The sequence below is a fragment of the Pseudochrobactrum albidum genome (assembly GCF_051851455.1).
GTDB lineage: Bacteria > Pseudomonadota > Alphaproteobacteria > Rhizobiales > Rhizobiaceae > Pseudochrobactrum.
In genome coordinates, this window is sequence record NZ_JBPVTR010000024.1 from 379,235 (window position 1) to 396,062 (window position 16,828).

The 16,828-nt window shown below is 51.9% G+C and carries 12 protein-coding genes; 5 read left to right on the forward strand and 7 right to left on the reverse strand.

The window, feature by feature from the left end; genetic code table 11:
- The first annotated feature begins 11 nt into the window (after positions 1–11).
- The gene (hemA, locus tag ACSTTO_RS12865) at positions 12–1,256 is read left to right on the forward strand and encodes a 5-aminolevulinate synthase (RefSeq protein WP_439273614.1); all 1,245 of its coding nucleotides are present in this window, start codon (positions 12–14) and stop codon (positions 1,254–1,256) included.
- Positions 1,257–1,289: 33 nt separating this feature from the next.
- Here the strand turns inward: hemA and ACSTTO_RS12870 are convergent, their stop codons facing one another.
- On the reverse strand, positions 1,290–2,378 hold the full coding sequence (locus tag ACSTTO_RS12870; RefSeq protein ID WP_439273615.1) for an AbrB family transcriptional regulator: 1,089 nt from the start codon (positions 2,376–2,378) through the stop codon (positions 1,290–1,292).
- 147 nt (positions 2,379–2,525) lie between these two features.
- Positions 2,526–2,942 carry a large conductance mechanosensitive channel protein MscL gene (gene mscL / locus ACSTTO_RS12875; RefSeq protein ID WP_439273616.1) on the reverse strand — a complete coding sequence of 139 codons (417 nt, stop codon included), beginning with the start codon at positions 2,940–2,942 and terminating at the stop codon, positions 2,526–2,528.
- A 323-nt stretch (positions 2,943–3,265) separates the two neighbouring features.
- On the opposite strand from mscL, the gene ACSTTO_RS12880 reads away from it, so the two are divergent.
- Complete coding sequence (locus tag ACSTTO_RS12880) at positions 3,266–6,763, forward strand: PAS domain-containing hybrid sensor histidine kinase/response regulator (protein WP_439273617.1); 3,498 nt, start codon at positions 3,266–3,268, stop codon at positions 6,761–6,763.
- Positions 6,764–6,849: 86 nt separating this feature from the next.
- Here the strand turns inward: ACSTTO_RS12880 and ACSTTO_RS12885 are convergent, their stop codons facing one another.
- On the reverse strand, positions 6,850–7,509 hold the full coding sequence (locus ACSTTO_RS12885; protein ID WP_439273619.1) for a response regulator transcription factor: 660 nt from the start codon (positions 7,507–7,509) through the stop codon (positions 6,850–6,852).
- 456 nt (positions 7,510–7,965) lie between these two features.
- Here ACSTTO_RS12885 and pip point away from each other — a divergent pair, with 456 nt between their 5' ends.
- Positions 7,966–8,922, forward strand: a complete 957-nt coding sequence (pip, locus tag ACSTTO_RS12890) for a prolyl aminopeptidase (RefSeq protein WP_439273620.1) — start codon at positions 7,966–7,968, stop codon at positions 8,920–8,922.
- Between the two features lie 51 nt (positions 8,923–8,973).
- On the opposite strand, the gene ACSTTO_RS12895 is transcribed toward pip, so the two are convergent.
- Positions 8,974–9,450 carry a hypothetical protein gene (locus ACSTTO_RS12895; protein WP_439273622.1) on the reverse strand — a complete coding sequence of 159 codons (477 nt, stop codon included), beginning with the start codon at positions 9,448–9,450 and terminating at the stop codon, positions 8,974–8,976.
- Between the two features lie 298 nt (positions 9,451–9,748).
- Between ACSTTO_RS12895 and ACSTTO_RS12900 the strand changes: the two genes are divergently transcribed.
- A complete protein-coding gene (locus ACSTTO_RS12900) occupies positions 9,749–10,114 on the forward strand; it encodes a DUF952 domain-containing protein (RefSeq protein WP_439273624.1) in 366 nt (121 codons plus the stop codon).
- Positions 10,111–11,205, forward strand: coding sequence for a quinone-dependent dihydroorotate dehydrogenase (locus tag ACSTTO_RS12905; protein ID WP_439273626.1), 1,095 nt, complete (start codon positions 10,111–10,113; stop codon positions 11,203–11,205). The genes ACSTTO_RS12900 and ACSTTO_RS12905 overlap by 4 nt, the downstream gene beginning before the upstream one ends.
- Positions 11,206–11,296: 91 nt before the next feature.
- Here ACSTTO_RS12905 and glyS read toward each other — a convergent pair whose 3' ends face one another.
- The 3 genes from glyS to ACSTTO_RS12920 form a co-directional block, all read right to left on the reverse strand.
- On the reverse strand, positions 11,297–13,468 hold the full coding sequence (glyS, locus tag ACSTTO_RS12910) for a glycine--tRNA ligase subunit beta (protein WP_439273628.1): 2,172 nt from the start codon (positions 13,466–13,468) through the stop codon (positions 11,297–11,299).
- Complete coding sequence (locus tag ACSTTO_RS12915; RefSeq protein WP_439273820.1) at positions 13,468–14,529, reverse strand: glycine--tRNA ligase subunit alpha; 1,062 nt, start codon at positions 14,527–14,529, stop codon at positions 13,468–13,470. The genes glyS and ACSTTO_RS12915 overlap by 1 nt, the downstream gene beginning before the upstream one ends.
- 269 nt (positions 14,530–14,798) lie before the next feature.
- Entirely contained in the window at positions 14,799–16,643 is a 1,845-nt protein-coding gene (locus ACSTTO_RS12920) for a tetratricopeptide repeat protein (RefSeq protein ID WP_439273631.1), read from the reverse strand.
- Between the last annotated feature and the right edge of the window lie 185 nt (positions 16,644–16,828).

The window sequence follows — 16,828 nt, forward strand, 5'->3', positions numbered from 1 at the left end:
GAATATACCCTATGGACTATAGCCGGTTTTTTGAAGCGGCCATTGACCGCCTTCACACTGAAAATCGTTACCGTGTCTTTGCTGACCTTGAGCGCATTGTCGGCCGCTTTCCGCAGGCAATCTGGCGCCATCAGGGGCAGGTGCGTGAAATTACTGTCTGGTGCTCCAATGACTATCTGGGTATGGGGCAAAATCCGGATGTGCTGAACGCTATGGCGCAGGCTGCACTCAAGCAGGGCTCCGGTGCAGGTGGTACGCGCAATATTTCCGGAAACAATCATCCGGTTGTCGAGCTGGAACATGAGCTTGCCGATCTGCACGGCAAGGAGGCGGGGCTGGTTTTTACCTCCGGCTTTGTTTCCAATGATGCCTCTATCTCCACAATTGCCAAATTGTTGCCGGATTGCCTCATTCTGTCTGATGAGCTGAACCATGCTTCAATGATTGCCGGTATCCGCCATTCCGGTGCGGAGAAAAAGATTTTCCGTCACAATGATGTGCGCCACCTTGAAGAATTGCTGCAGCAAGCAGGCAAAGAGCGCGCCAAGCTGATTGTCTTTGAATCCATCTATTCCATGGATGGCGATGTGGCACCGCTTAAACAGATTGTTGAACTGGCCGAAAAATATAATGCCATGACCTATCTGGATGAAGTGCATGCCGTGGGCATGTACGGCGCGCGCGGCGGCGGCATTTCCGAACGGGAGGGGCTGAGCCACCGCATTGATATTATTGAAGGCACGCTGGCCAAATCTTTCGGCACACTTGGCGGCTATATTACCGGTTCCGGCATTGTGATTGATGCTGTGCGCTCCTATGCGCCAGGTTTTATCTTTACTTCGGCATTGCCGCCGGCTCTGGCCAGCGCCACGGTTGCGGCTATCCGCCATTTAAAAACCTCCAACCGTGAACGGGAACTGCAGCAAAAAAATGCGCAATTGACCAAAGATACCTTGAGGCGTGCAGGTCTGCCGGTTATGCCCACCGATACGCATATTGTTCCGCTTTTTGTCGGCAATGCCGACCTTTGCAAAAAAGCAAGCGACCGTTTGCTGGAAGTACACGGCATTTACATCCAGCCGATCAATTTCCCAACGGTTCCGCGCGGCACAGAGCGTTTGCGCATCACGCCAACACCTGTGCATGGTGAAGAGCTGATCAACAGGTTAAAAGAGGCCCTTTTGGAAGTCTGGCAAACGCTGAATATTCCCTATGCCACCGATTTTACCGGCCAGCCGCTGAAACAAACCGCCTGATCCGGCACTTATAGTCACCTCATCATCAGCCGTCTAAGCTTCTGCCCGGGCGGCTGATTGCTTTTGCGCATCCGTTTTTTTCAACGCCCGCGCAACAAACGGCACAAAAAGCGCAATCATCATAAAACGCACCACATGATGAGAGGCAACATAGGCAGGATCAACCCCAAGAGAAAAAGCAATAACCGTCAATGCTTCCAGCGCCCCCGGCGCAAAAGCCAGGGCAATTTGCGCCGGATGCAAACCTGTGGCAAGCCATGCCAGCGCGCTGACAATGGCCGCCGTGCCTGTCCCTATAACAAAAGCAGATAATGCCACCGGCAAATAGCGGATAATCGCACCGCGATGCTGCGCCCCCACCCGCGAGCCAATCAGCACACCAAGAACAACCATGCCCAAATCCGCCATTTCCGGTGGTATCTGCACGGTTACAAAGCCTGTGCCATAAATCAGCGCACTGGCAAGCAGGGCACCCAGCATCATGCCGCCCGGCAGGCGGCTGTAATGACCGGCAAGCGCCCCCGCACTGCCTGCAACAAGCAACAACAGCCAATCTGCCTGCTGCTGCGTGTGCGAGACCGCCACATCAATATGCGGCGCAGACTGCCCCAGCACATTAAGCACCGGCGCCAAAAGCCCGATCAAAAGCAACAGGCGCACAGTCTGGATAATAGTAATTTTGACCAGATCAGCGCGGGTTTCACTGGCGGCCGCCATAACAAAGGATAAAGCACCGGGAAGCGATGAGAAAAATGCCGTTTGCGCCTCCCAGCGAAATACATAGCGCAACAATATGAAGGTGAAGCCGGTGACTGCAACCAGCATAACAAATAATAACGCAAAACTTAACGGCCATTCACCAATCTGGTTCAGTGTTTCAGGCCGCACACCGGATCCTGCCTGCACGCCGAGCATGATAAAAACCGCATTGCGCAGCCATGACGGCAGAAAAATATGCAGACCGCATAAAGATGCAATCGTAATTGCAGCCATTGACCCCAGAAGAAAAGGAATGGGAAAACCTGCGAAATAAGCCGTTGCCGCGCCGGAACCGGCAATTGCAAATGTTACAATAAAAGATATCGGGCTGGTTTTCAGCATGGAGAATGTTACATCCGGCATGACGAGGTCTTAAAAAAATCGCCGCTATATCCGGCAACAGAAGAGTATCTCTGCAATACAGGATCAACTCTTGAAAAAGCCGGATAAAAACAGGCTCTGTATGCAAAACCGGCTCCGCAAGGAGCCGGTCTTTTCTTTACAATCCGATCAGGCTTTCTTTGCCAGAAGATCGCGGATTTCTGTCAGCAATTGCTGATCTGCCGGAATCTCAGCCTCTGGCTCCGGCTTGGCTTCTTCCTGTTTCTTCATACGGTTCATAGCCTTAACAACAATAAACAGAACCCATGCAATGATCAGGAAATTGATCAGCAGCGTGATAAAGTTACCATAGGCGATTGTTGCGCCGGCTTCACGCGCGGCGGCCAGTGTGGACTTGGGATCACCGGCGAGCTGGATATACATATTGGAGAAATCAATGCCGCCTGTGATAAGGCCAATCACCGGCATGATAATATCATTGACAACAGAATTGACCAGACCGCCGAATGCGCCGCCAATAATGACGCCGATTGCCAGATCTACCATATTGCCTTTAAGTGCAAATTCGCGAAATTCTTTTAGCATGGATTATCCTTTTTGATAATGGAGGCGCTTGTTTCAGTTTTATTGCAGGCACAGGAATAAAGCTAACAGAGAATATTATATGCTCAAGATCACAAGACAGCATATTACCTTATAATCATATAGCATTACAGGAAAACATAAGGTTCTTTTGCAATATTCAGTATCATACAACACTATTCAAAGGTATTCAGGATATGTTCCGGCTTCATTCTGTGGCATAGCAGAGATATAAATCCACGGGCCGAAACCGGCATGGTTTGCGCCCATATACAGTTTTTTTATTATGATGCAATCGGCAAGCCGCAATATGGGGAAAGGCAGATATGTACGGCTGGATCATTATCGGCACAGCATTTCTCTATCTGATCCTGCTCTTTGCCGTAGCCAGTATCGGCGATCGCAGAGCGGCCTTCTGGAGCAGTAAGCCAAGGCCCTATATTTACGCCTTCAGCCTTGCTGTTTACTGTACGTCATGGACGTTTTTCGGCTCGGTCGGGCTGGCGGCAGAACGCGGGCTGGAATTTCTTGGCATTTATATCGGGCCTGTCCTTGTTTTTACACTCGGCAACACGTTTCTGCGCCATATTGTCCGGCTTGCCAAGGCAGAGCGCATCACTTCCATTGCCGATTTTCTGGCTGCCCGTTACGGCAAAAGCACCAGTGTCGCCACCATTGGCACCTGTATCGCTTTGGTGGGCTCCATGCCCTATATTGCCCTGCAACTCAAGGCCATTTCCGGCAGTGTTGATATGGTGCTGGCGCAATATCAGGTCACCTATGAGCCGATTGTTTATATTTTTGGTGATATTTCATTATTTGTCACCGCGCTGCTGGCGGTCTTTGCCATTTTATTCGGCACCCGCCACACAGATGCAACAGAGCATCAGGATGGCCTTATTCTGGCAATTGCCCTGGAATCGGTTATTAAAATTGCTGCTTTTCTGATTGTCGGCATTGCAACCACATTTTTTCTGTTCGGCTCGCCTTTTGCCTTGCCGCAGGCACTTGCCGGCCACAATATTCACTTAACCGCGCTGATCTCGCAAACCAGCCCCAGCACATGGGTTATTCATACTGTTTTAAGTGCTGCTGCCGTATTGATGCTGCCGCGGCAGTTTCACGTTACCGTTGTTGAAAACCGCAGCGAAAAAGAACTGCGCACCGCCCGCTGGCTGTTTCCCGTCTATCTTATCCTGATCAATCTTTTTGTCCTGCCTGTTGCCCTGCAGGGCATTCTCAATCTCGGTTCATCAGCCAATGCAGATCTTTATGTTTTGGCGCTGCCGCTTGCTGCGGGCTCGCATTTTCTTGCAATGCTGGCTTTTGTAGGCGGCCTTTCTGCCGCAACAGCCATGGTGATTGTCGCCTGTGTGGCGCTTTCGGTTATGATCTCCAATCATTTGCTGCTGCCTTTGCTTATCCGCTATGTTTTCCGCCGTAACAAACATCAGCAACGTGATTTATCACGCCATATTCTCTATACACGCCGCGCAACCATTATTGTCATTCTGGCGGTCACATTCAGCTATTACCGTGCCAGTTCCAGCAGTTTCGGGCTGGCTTCCATCGGTCTTGTTTCTTTTGCCGCCATTGCGCAATTTGCCCCGCCGCTCATCGGCGGGCTGATCTGGCGCAATGCCAATGCACGCGGTGCGGTTGCAGGAATGCTCGGCGGCTTTGCCGTGTGGGCCTATACGTTGCTGCTGCCAACCTTATCCCATCCCGATGCGCCGATTTTGCAGCAAGGGCTGTTCGGCCTGCCCTATTTGCGCCCGCAAGCCCTGTTTGGCAGCGAGGCATTGCCCCTCACCCATGGCGCATTATGGAGCCTGAGCATCAATGCCATCCTGTTTATTATCGGCTCACTTTCACGCCCCTCCACCCCGCTTGAGCGCATTCAGGCCAGCACTTTCATTCCACGCAATCTGAAAACCGTGCCCGCATTGCGCCGTTTTCGCACCAGTGTAACCGTGGGCGAGATCAAACGCACAATTGCCCGTTATCTTGGCGAAGAGCGCGTGGCACAGGCTTTCAGCCGTTATGAGCATAATGGTGAGCAACCGCTGGATAACCACGCTGTGGCCGATGTGCAGCTGATACGTTTTGCCGAGCAGATTCTCGGCAGTGCCATTGGCTCATCCTCGGCGCGTCTGGTTTTATCCCTGCTTTTACAGCGGCAGGATAACACCGCCCCCGATACGCTGCGCCTGCTTGATGATGCTTCTGAAGCCCTGCAACATAACCGCGACCTGCTGCAAACAGCACTGGATCAGATGGAACAGGGTATTACTGTTCTGGACAAGGATTTTCGCCTGACATGCTGGAACCGCCAGTTCCGCCATATGCTGCAACTGCCGGATACATTCACACAGGTTGGCACGCCGATTTCCGATGTGCTTGACCGGTTGCAAAATCAGGGCGAAATTCATGAGACCGATGCCACAGCCATGATGCGCGCGCTGGAACATGCCCATACACCCTGCAGGGTATTGTTGCTCTCAAGCTGCAAAATTATTGAAGTCTCCGCCAATCCAATGCCCGATGGCGGCATTGTGGCCAGCTATACGGATATTACAGCCGCGGTTGAGGCGGATAATGCCATGAAACGGCTGAACGAAACGCTGGAACAGCGGGTTATCGACCGCACCACAGAATTGATGGAAGTTAACAAGCAGCTTGTGCAGGCGCAAAAACTGGCAGAAGAAGCCAATCTTGGTAAAACCCGTTTTCTGGCCGCCGCCGGCCACGATATTTTGCAGCCGCTCAATGCCGCCCGTCTTTACAGCACCGCCCTGAGCGAGCGGCTTGGCACGGCAGAGGCGCAACTTGCCCGCAATATTGATTCCTCACTGGAGGCTGTTGAAGGTATTCTGGGTGCGCTTCTGGATATTTCCCGCCTTGATACCGGCACGCTCAAGCCGGAATTATCACTGTTTCGCCTTGACCGGCTGTTGCAGCAGGTGGCCACGGATTTTACTCCGCTTGCTGCGGCCAAAGGCCTGCAATTGCGTGTGGTGCCCTGCTCCCTCACCATCCGCAGTGACCGCAATCTGCTGCGCCGTGTATTACAAAATCTGATTTCCAATTCCATCAAATATAGCCGCAGCGGAAAAATCCTGCTTGGTGCGCGCCGGCGCGGCGCCAATCTTGAACTTAAAGTGGCAGATACCGGTATTGGCATTGCGCCAGAAAAGCAAAAACTGGTATTTCGTGAATTCTACCGCCTTGATGAGGGGATAAATCAGGCAGAGGGGCTCGGGCTTGGGCTCTCCATCGTGGACAGGATTGTGCGTGTGCTCGGCCTGTCTATTCACCTGCGCTCTGAACATGGCAAAGGCACCTGTTTCAGCCTGATTATACCTGTCTCACAGGAAAGTGCGGGCGAGACTGCCCATAACCACATGCCCGCCCGCCGCCGCAGCGCCGCGCTTGAGAATATGCGTGTTCTCTGCATTGATAATGATCCGCTCATACTGGACGGTATGCGCATTTTACTAAGCGGATGGGGCTGCGATATAACCCTGATACGCGATGGCACGCAGCTGAAAGAATGGTGCAGCACATATCTGCGCTCGGCTGCGGCAGTAAAAACCATGCCTGATATTATTCTTGCCGATTACCATCTCAACCGTGAAAACGGGCTGGATATGATCGGCTATATACGTGAGACGCTTGGCCGGCAGATACCAGCCGTTCTGGTAACGGCAGACCGCTCAAAGGAGGTAAAACTGCGGGCGCATGAAGATAATATCCATGTTTTGCACAAGCCGCTCAAGCCTGCAGCCCTGCGGGCAATGCTGGCGCATTATCATTTGCGCTAGCATTGCCCGGATGTGCAGGCCTGGGCAGAACAATATTTTGCCCCGGCATCCAGAAATTTCCGGAACAGATCAACGGATAGCGCATATCAATGCGCAGTATCAAGCAGGGTAAAACCCGAACCCAGTCTGGAAAGCAGGATAACCGCCTGTGTGCGGCTGTCGACACCAAGTTTTTGCAACACGGCAGAAACATGCGCCTTCACCGTTGCCTCGGAAATATTCAGTTCATAAGCCAGTTGTTTATTAAGCAGCCCCTGCCCAAGCATGGAGAGAACGCGGGTCTGCTGCGGAGTAAGCGCGCGGATACGGGTAATAAGATCGGCAATCTCCTCATCATTTTCCGCGCCAAGCTCCAGATCACCGGATATCCACTCACCGCCAGCCAGCACTGTGCGCACGGCAAGCCCTATCTCCTCCATGCCGGCTGATTTTGATACGAATCCGGAAGCGCCAAACTCCATTGCGCGGCGTATTGTTGCCACATCATCCGTTGCCGAAACAATCATCACCGGTAATTCAGGATATTGCGCTTTAAGATTGATCAGGCCGGAAAGACCGCTCACACCGGGCATGGTAAGATCCAGAAACAACAGATCAATATCCTGCGCCTTTGCCACAACATCCTGCAATTGCTGATAGCTGTCTGCCTCTGCAATTGTGTCCGGCTGAAAGCCATCCTGCAATATCTGCCGTAATGCGCCACGAAACAGAGGATGATCATCAGCAATGATAAAATTCACACTCATATATGCATTACCCCTTACCTGCTCCCTCAGTACAGTTCATGCAAAATATCTCCCGCCCCTGTTCTTTAAGGCAAACAGGAATGATTAAGCCGGAATATTGCCCTCCCTCCTTTGATCTGCCCAATTTATCACGCTATAAATATAAGATCAGGGGGCAATTTTTGTAATAAAAGTGCAATAAAGCCTGCCCTAGTGCAGATGACAAACATTTTTTACGTATTACAGCAATAAAACGGGCAATAATGCCGGTGTTTTTTCATTTTTGCCGTGAAGGTGCCGTATTGTCAGTTACGGTGATGCCTGCTTTATATGCAAGTAAAATTTTCAAGGCCGTGAAAGGGCGCTGTTATAGCGTTTCTGACATAGCCGGATAAATTGCCGCAATAATCAGGCCGGTTTCACCAAAAGTGAATATGCAGCCTGTGTTGATCTTATAATAAGTAAAAAGGATAATCCATGACACGCCACAGCCTCTATCCGGAAATTACCCCCTATCGGGAAGAGATGCTGCAGGTTTCGCCACTGCACCGGATTTATTTTGAGGAATGCGGAAACCCCAATGGCAAACCGGTTATCATGCTGCATGGCGGCCCGGGCGGCGGCATTTCGCCAACCATGCGCCGCCTGCATGATCCCTCTGCCTATCGTATTATCCTGTTTGACCAGCGCGGTTGCGGCCGCTCCACCCCCCATGCGGAATTGCGGGAAAATACCACCTGGGATCTGGTGGCGGATATGGAGCATCTTCGCGCCCATCTCGGCATTGAAAAATGGCAGGTTTTCGGCGGCTCATGGGGCTCCACACTTGGCCTTGCCTATGCGCAAACACATCCTGAGCGTGTGAGCGAGCTGGTATTGCGCGGTATTTTCATGGCGCGCCGCTTTGAGGTGGAGTGGCTCTATACCAATGGTGCGTCCATTATCTATCCGGATCGTTTTGAAGCCTATCAGCTGCATATTCCGGAAGCAGAGCGCGGCGATATGGTGGGTGCCTATTACCGCCGTCTGACGGATCCAAACCCGCAAGTGCAGATTGAGGCCGCACGGCACTGGGCACGCTGGGAAGGCTCTGCCATTTCTCTGCTGCCTGATCCGGAGCGGGAAAATGCCTTTGCCCAGGATCACTTTGCCATCGCTTTTGCCCGTATTGAATGCCACTATTTTCAAAATCGCGGCTTTTTTGAAACCGATGACCAGTTGCTGCGCCATGCCGATCGCATCCGCCATATTCCGGGCGTTATCATCCATGGCCGCTATGATATGTGTACGCCGTTTATTAATGCCTGGCATTTGAAAAAAGTCTGGCCGGAAGCGGATTTGCGCATTGTGGAAGATGCAGGCCATGCTGTGACGGAGCCCGGCATTATTCATGAACTGATCGCCGCCACGCGGCGCTATGCAGGTATCGGCTGATATTTTACAGAATAAAAAAGCGCCTCAAAAGGCGCTTTTTTCAATATAATCTTAAGTGCGGTTGGGAGCCGGCTCATCAAGGCTTTTTGCAACACCCATAAAAGAGCGCATAAAACGCTCCATATAACTCAGGCCTTTTTCAAACTCTTCCTCACTTGGCAACGCGCTGTTTTCCGTCCCTGTCTTTTCAAGTTTTGTGATGCGGGCCGTCAAATCAGCCACCTGTTTTTCCAGAATTTTAATACGCTCATTATCGCTCAGGCCTGCAAGATTGCCTTGGGCACAATCAATCTTGCCCGCCTGCTCCTTGCACAGCACAAATTCACCGGTCTGGCGATCAAGCCGCACAATGCCCGATTGCGTCTTCTCCATAGAATAACGCTGCGTATCCTGTGCGGGAGCAGGTGTTGCGCCAAAACCCAGCATCAATGCAAGCCCTGTCAAAGCCGAGAGCACAGCACTGCGCAGCACAAATGCCGATCTGTCTTCTCTGGCAACAGACAGCGCAATTGCGGATTGTTTTTGCATTGGTCTACTCCCTCGCAGCATGGCAACCAGATCTGAAAGACAGACAAATTCCGGTTCTTATTTTCAGGCCTATCTTATAAACTGTTCATAATATATGGGGCTGCAAATGGCAGTTTCCAGCCTGTTCAGGGCAAAAATAAGGCTTATTCAGGAAGGTTAAGCCGGCAGGTTAACACCTTGTTAAAAATTTAAGCTGGCCTGCAGCCTGATTTTGCCGTAAAAGCAGCCGGATTAATCTTTTGCCGGAAATGCATATTGATGCGCATCTGTATCATCCGTCCACAAATATAGCGTTTTAATGCCAAACAATAATACCGCTCATCACATTATCTATAAAATCACCACCCGCGCCCAATGGGCCGGAGCAGAAAAAACCGGCCACTTCACCGGAGCGCCTGTGGATCTGCAGGATGGTTATATCCATTTTTCCACAGCGGAAACTGTTGCGGAAACGGCTGCCAAACATTTTGCAGGCCAGACGGATCTGCTTTTGATTGCGGTGGATGCAGCACAGCTTGGCGATAATTTACGTTATGAAATCTCCCGCGGCGGCCTTGCCTTTCCGCATCTTTATGCCAATCTCCCGCTCACGGCAGTGCGCTGGGTAAAAGATTTGCCTCTTGGGGGCGGCGGCAAACATCAATTTCCGGAGTTGGAACAATGAGCGGTTTTTTTGAAAATATTGCCCGTCGCGCTCTTTTTACACTGGACGGCGAACAGGCACATGGCTTGTCCGTTGCCGCGCTCAAGACCGGCATTTTCTCCTGCTCCGCACCGGATGACCCTGCCTTGCAACAATGTATTGCCGGACTCAAATTCCGCAATCCGCTTGGCATGGCTGCGGGTTTTGACAAGAATGCAGAAGTACCGGATGCGCTTTTGAAACTTGGTTTTGGTTTTGCAGAAGTTGGCACAATCACCCCGCGCCCGCAGGCAGGCAATCCTAAGCCGCGTATTTTCCGCCTTACGGAAGACCGCGCGGTCATCAATCGTCTTGGCTTCAACAATGAGGGGCATGAAGCGGCTTATAAGCGCCTTAGCCAGCGCAACAGCTGCAATGGCATTGTTGGCGTCAATATAGGCGCCAATAAAGATGCACAGGACCGTGTGGCTGACTATGTGGCCGGTATTGAGCGTTTCTACAGTGTGGCCAAATATTTCACCGCCAATATTTCCTCGCCCAATACGCCGGGCCTGCGCGATCTTCAGGCAAAGGACAGCCTGCATATTCTGCTCGAAAAAATACTGGAAGCCCGCGACAGACAGGCAGAAAAATACACACTGAAACGTCCTGTATTCTTAAAGATCGCACCCGATCTTACAGAAGGCGGCCTCGATGATATTGCCAAAACCGTGCTTGCCCACCCGCTGGACGGGCTGATTATCTCCAACACAACCTTATCGCGCGCCAATCTGATCAATCAAACGCAAGCCAGAGAGGCCGGCGGCCTTTCCGGCGCACCGCTTTTTGAACGCTCAACCATTGTGCTTGCCAAAATGCGCCAGCGCATTGGCAAAGCCATGCCGATTATCGGCGTCGGGGGGGTGGACAGCGGCGCCGGCGCGCTTGCCAAAATCAGAGCCGGCGCGGATCTGGTGCAGCTTTATACCGGCATGATCTATCGCGGCCCTGCTGCGCCAAGGGCAATTGTTAAAGAGCTTTCCGGATTGGTGAAACAGGCAGGTGTTGCCAATATTTCTGAGCTGCGCGACAGTGATACAGCCATCTGGGCGGCTAAAGATATTCCGGCATAATCTTTTTTAAAAGCCAAATAAAAAAAGCCGGAGCAGTTCTCACCGCGCCGGCTTTTCTTTTTATCTATCAGCACGCATTATCTCTCAGCACTCACGCACTGATCTTTGAAAAATCCGCAACCTGTCCGGTAACAAAACGGATTTTGGCCAGCAAGCCCAAACGATTGCCCCGGACGGCCTGATCATCATCATTGACCATCACCTTATCAAAGAAAGCATCAACCGGCGCACGCAATTCAGCCATAGCTGACATGGCACCGCCAAAATCTTCCTTCGCAATGGCTTCAGCCGCTTTCACTTCTGCCGATTGCACTGCCGCAAACAGAGCCCTCTCCTCATCTGTATTGAAGAGTGCGGCATCAATATCAGCGCCGATAACAGCGCCTTTTTTCTCTTCCGCCGCCAGAATATTGGCAGCGCGCTTAGTGCCAGCCAGCAGGTTTTTGCCATCTTCCGTATTGATGAAAACAATCAGCGCCTCAAGGCGGCGGGCAACAAGCAGCAGATTATCAGCATCAGCCGATAAAACCGCATCAATCGCATCATGACGCGCCCCTTCATCCTTCAAATAGACCTTGAAACGATCATGGAAGAAGGAAAGCAGATCCGCCCCGACATCTTTTGCTGAAAGCCCCGCAATTGCCGCCATCGGCTTTTCAGCCTGCGCAATCAATGTCTTCAATTCTGCCCTGACATCATTTTCCAAAATCAGGCGGATAACCCCCAGTGCCGCACGACGCAGGGCATAAGGATCTTTCGAGCCGGTCGGCTTTTCATCAATCGCCCAGAAACCGGCGAGTGTGTCGATCTTATCGGCAAGCGCCACAGCAACAGAAACCGGATCGCGCGGCACGCGATCAGACGGGCCTTGCGGCTTGTAATGATCTTCCAGAGCCTGCGCAACGCCAGAATTCTCCCCCTGAAGAAGCGCATATTTATGCCCCATTGCGCCTTGCAATTCAGGAAATTCTCCAACAACTTCCGTCTGCAAATCAGCCTTTGCCAAGGTGGCCGCACGTTTTGTCAGTGCCACATCCGCGCCAACCAGCGGTGCGATAAATGCTGCCAATGTCGTGATACGCGCCACACGCTCGCCTTGCGTGCCAAGCTTGGCATGGAAGGTAACAATCAGCGCATCCAGACGTGCCATGCGCTGATCAAGCGGTTTTTTCAGGTCAAGATCAAATTTTTGCGCAGAAGCGCCCAATTTATCAAGATCGGGCAGATCCGCCTGATCCGTATGCCAGAAATACAAGGCATCCGACAAGCGTGCGCGCACCACCTTGCCATTACCAAAAGCAATTTCCCTGCCGCCGTCACAGGCTGCAATATTGGAAACCAGAATAAATTTATTGGACAGCGCCTCTGTTTCACCCTGCTTGCGGGTGACAAAACATTTTTGATTGGCGCGAATGGTCAGCCGGATAACCTCCGGCGGAATGGAGAGAAATTCTTCCTCAAATTCCCCCATCAAAACCACCGGCCATTCAACCAGACCGCACACTTCTTCCAGCAGGCCTTCATCCTCAACCAGTTCCAGACCTGAGGCAAAACTTAGATTGCGCGCATCGGTGAGAATAATCTCTTTACGGCGCTCGGCATCAAGCACCACAAAAGCTTTTTCCAGCTTTTCAACATAATCATCAAAACGGCGCACCGTAATCGGCTGGCCATCGCTCATAAAACGATGCCCGTAGGTGACATTGCCGGAGCGCACACCACCCACTTCAAAATCCACCACCACGGTTTCTTCCGTCTCAGGGCCAAACAGGCAGACAATAGATTTCAGCGGCCGCACCCAGCGCAAGGCGCCGGCTTTAGCCGAAGCCTTGCCCCAGCGCATGGATTTCGGCCACGGGAAATTCTGAATTACATCAGGCACCAGTTCGGCAATAATCTCTTCAGCAAGACGGCCGGATCTGGTGATACGGGCAACGTAAAAATCACCCTTTTTCGGATCATTATGCACATGCGCTTCACTGACATCACTCAAACCCGCTTTGCGCAAAAAGCCCTGAACAGCAGCATCAGGCGCTGAAACAGACGGCCCCTTGATCTCTTCATGCACATCTTTTGAACGCACAGTCAGCCCGCGAATATCCAAAGTCAGGCGGCGCGGCGTCCAATAAGGCGTTGCCGCCTCATAGGTTAAACCAGCCTCCACCAAACCATCGGTGATCATCTTCTTCAAATCACCCGCTGCCTTACGCTGCATGCGTGCCGGAATTTCCTCGGAGAAAAGTTCTAATAATAAATCAGGCATCAGCGTGTCTCATTCTTATGATTAGTGCTAGCGGCATCAGGCTTATAATTTACGCCACCGGCATCCGTCAGCAAAAAGGCTTCACCACATTGGCGCGCCAGATTGCGAACACGCAAAATATAACTCTGGCGCTCGGTCACCGAAATAACACCACGCGCATCCATCAGGTTGAAAATATGCGATGCCTTGATTGCATAGTCATAAGCCGGAAACACGCATTTGTGTAATCCCCCGCTCGTGCCTGCGGCACTCGCCGCCTCTTGTTTGCTCCCTGTCGCGCCTGCGGCGCTCCGCGCCTCTTGTTTTTTGTTCCCGCTCGCGCCTGCGGCGCTCCACGCCTCTTGTTTTACTGCACCAGCAGCGAGCACAGCCTTACACTCTGCCTCCGCGTCAATAAAATGCTGATGCAGCATATCCGTATTGGCAAGCTCAAAATTATAGCGCGAATATTCCTGCTCGGTCTGCAAGAAAACATCGCCATAGGTAACCTTGTCTGCCCCTTCCAGACCGTTAAAATTCAGATCATAAACATTGTCCACGCCCTGCACATACATGGCAAGACGCTCCAGCCCATAGGTCAGTTCACCAGCTACCGGCGAACACTCAATCCCGCAGACCTGCTGAAAATAAGTAAATTGCGAGATTTCCATCCCGTCACACCAGCATTCCCAGCCAAGCCCCCAAGAGCCGGTGGTCGGGTTTTCCCAGTCATCCTCAACAAAGCGGATATCATGCAAATCCGTATCAATGCCAATGGCTTTCAGCGAGCCAAGATAAAGTTCCTGCAAATTGGGCGGGCTTGGCTTGAGCAAAACCTGATACTGATAATAATGCTGCAAACGGTTTGGATTTTCACCATAGCGGCCATCTTTCGGGCGGCGCGAAGGTTGCACATAGGCAACATTCCAGGGCTTTGGCCCCAATGCGCGCAAAGTGGTGGATGGATGCAGTGTCCCTGCCCCGACTTCCATGTCGTAAGGCTGCAAAATAGTGCAGCCATGGCTTGCCCAATAATGTTGGAGCGCCATAATAAAGCCCTGAAAAGAGCGGGTCGGGTGCAAATGGTCAGGCAATGTGCTGGTCATGATACGAGTCACGGGCGGCCTCATAAAAGCATTTCACGCAAACGGCAGATCAGGGCAGCCGATCAGGCAGGCTGATAAGCCCCGCAGATTATGCATAGATAAAACGGTGGGAACTGAGCCTGCCAGCCCAGCCCGCCGAAAACAGATAGTTTGTCCTAATTATTCCGCATTAAACGGTCAAGGCTTGAAACGCATCTTACAGCCAATCATTGCCGGTAACATACTTTCATTATCATTGTGCATTGTCACGGCTTTGCAGCAGGGCTGCCTGGCTGAGGCGAATTGTCAGATTTTGGCTGATTTTCCGGCGCAGCATCCGGCGCTTTCACATCGGCCTTGGCGGTCTGTGTCAGTCCGGTTTTCAGCTTTTTTTCAATCCTTGCAAGGTCTGCCGGTTCCGGCTTGCCGGCAATGGCGTGATTCCACTGGAATGTAGCCTCAAGACCACGCCCCGTCTGCCAATAGGCATCCCCAAGATGATCGTTAATTGTCGGGTCTTCAGGGCGCAGCTTCACGGCCTTTTCCAGTTCCGCAACCGCATCCTGATAACGCCCAAGCTTATAATAGGCCCAGCCAAGGGAATCGACAATATAACCATCCTGCGGGCGCATCTCGACAGCCTTGCGGATCATCTGCAAAGCCTCCTGCAGATTTTCACCCCGATCAACCCATGAATAGCCAAGATAATTCATCACCTGCGGCTGGTTTGGAAACAATTCCAGCGCTTTACGGAAATTCGGCTCAGCCTTGTCCCACTCCTTCAGGCGCTCATAGGCAATGCCGCGCTGATAAAAGACCGACCAGTCCGACCGTTCCGGTGTTTTAATTTCCGCCACAGCCTGATCATAGGTTCTGGCTGCATTTGCCCAGTCTTCCTTTTGTGCATAAACACCGCCAAGCGCGAGATAAGAACGGTTATCCTTATCATTTTCACGCAAGTTATTTTTCAAATGCTCAATCGCCTCATCGGTTTTGCCGATCTCGGCCAGATTAAGCGCCAATTGCATTTCCGCATCACGTTTATACGGAGATTTATCCGCAACGCGGCTATAATATTGAATTGCCTTTTCCGGCTGGCGCAATTTGGCGGCAATATCACCAAGCTGGAACAATGTCGCATCATGGTTTTTACGCAAACCGCCGGCCATCTGCAGATAAAGCGTGGCAAAAGCCTCTGCCCCGCCCCGATTGATAGCTGTGCCGAGAGAATACAGCACCTCTGCCGCCCCCTGTTGGGGGCTGCGCAATTGCGGCTCAAGCTTTTCACCCTTTTCCAGCTTTGTACGCACCTCACGCAGAATCACACGGCCGCTGAGAATTTGCTCGGCCTCTTCCACCAGCCTGATAGCGCCAGCCTTATCCCCCTGGCGCTGTTTAAAATCCGCATAGGCATAAATGATACGCTCATATGTATCCGGCGCGGCGCTGCCGCCCTCTTTATCAGCAACAGCCTGTGCATAAAATTTATCAGCGGTTTTGGGCTGCCCCGCACTGTCAGCAATCAGGGCTGATATATAGGTTTTAAACAAATCATACCAAACCGGCCCGTCCAGTTTGGTAATGGCAGAAAGCGCATCTTTTGGCCGCCCCTCACCCAAGAATGTCCACGCGCCCATCAATCCGGTTGCCAGACGATCCATTTCCGATTGCTGACTAAGGTTCAGGTTAGTGCGGGCTGTGCGGTAATGCTTATTGTTAAATGCTTCAATCGCTAAAACAATACGTGAAAAACGCTCCACTTCCGGCACATTTTTCAAAGCGCGCGCAAAGGGCAGCGCTTCATCCAGCTGGCCATCGGTAAGATAGGACAATAACAGATCACGCTTCATCGACTGGTTAAACGGATCAAACACCAGCGCCTGACGATAATAGGCAATGGCAACGGGAAGATTATTGTCGATCTCGGCAATACGCCCGGCAAGATAGGCACCAGGGAATGAGCTTGCATGCGGCACAATCACAGGCGCTGCCTGCGTTTGTGCCGGCTTTTCTGCTGTGCTTTTGGCTGCGGCCGGCATGACCGCGCCAAAGGCTGCTCCTGCCATCAAAGCCAGAACCAGGGTTTGAGCCTTAACTATATTCCGCCGCATAGGCGCGTCCCCTTGCATTACGTTTCCAGAGCTGCCGGCTTTACCGGCAAAAATGCCGCCCTGTCCTTTGATTAAATGCGGTTTGCGACAAAATTTCATGATGTCTGCCGCAAGCCGCCACTGAACCGGACGAAATATCCGGCAAAGGCGTGTTTTTTATATGGCCGGAGAAGAGACAGTCTTTT

Excerpts from the sequence above, each read along its gene's own strand:
- ACSTTO_RS12885 (WP_439273619.1), bottom strand. The coding sequence starts at position 7,509 with ATGAGTGTGAATTTTATCATTGCTGATGATCATCCTCTGTTTCGTGGC.
- ACSTTO_RS12920 (WP_439273631.1), bottom strand. The coding sequence starts at position 16,643 with ATGCGGCGGAATATAGTTAAGGCTCAAACCCTGGTTCTGGCTTTGATG.
- hemA (WP_439273614.1), top strand. The coding sequence starts at position 12 with ATGGACTATAGCCGGTTTTTTGAAGCGGCCATTGACCGCCTTCACACT.
- ACSTTO_RS12895 (WP_439273622.1), bottom strand. The coding sequence starts at position 9,450 with ATGCAAAAACAATCCGCAATTGCGCTGTCTGTTGCCAGAGAAGACAGA.
- glyS (WP_439273628.1), bottom strand. The coding sequence starts at position 13,468 with ATGCCTGATTTATTATTAGAACTTTTCTCCGAGGAAATTCCGGCACGC.
- mscL (WP_439273616.1), bottom strand. The coding sequence starts at position 2,942 with ATGCTAAAAGAATTTCGCGAATTTGCACTTAAAGGCAATATGGTAGAT.
- pip (WP_439273620.1), top strand. The coding sequence starts at position 7,966 with ATGACACGCCACAGCCTCTATCCGGAAATTACCCCCTATCGGGAAGAG.
- ACSTTO_RS12905 (WP_439273626.1), top strand. The coding sequence starts at position 10,111 with ATGAGCGGTTTTTTTGAAAATATTGCCCGTCGCGCTCTTTTTACACTG.
- ACSTTO_RS12870 (WP_439273615.1), bottom strand. The coding sequence starts at position 2,378 with ATGCCGGATGTAACATTCTCCATGCTGAAAACCAGCCCGATATCTTTT.
- ACSTTO_RS12880 (WP_439273617.1), top strand. The coding sequence starts at position 3,266 with ATGTACGGCTGGATCATTATCGGCACAGCATTTCTCTATCTGATCCTG.
- ACSTTO_RS12900 (WP_439273624.1), top strand. The coding sequence starts at position 9,749 with ATGCCAAACAATAATACCGCTCATCACATTATCTATAAAATCACCACC.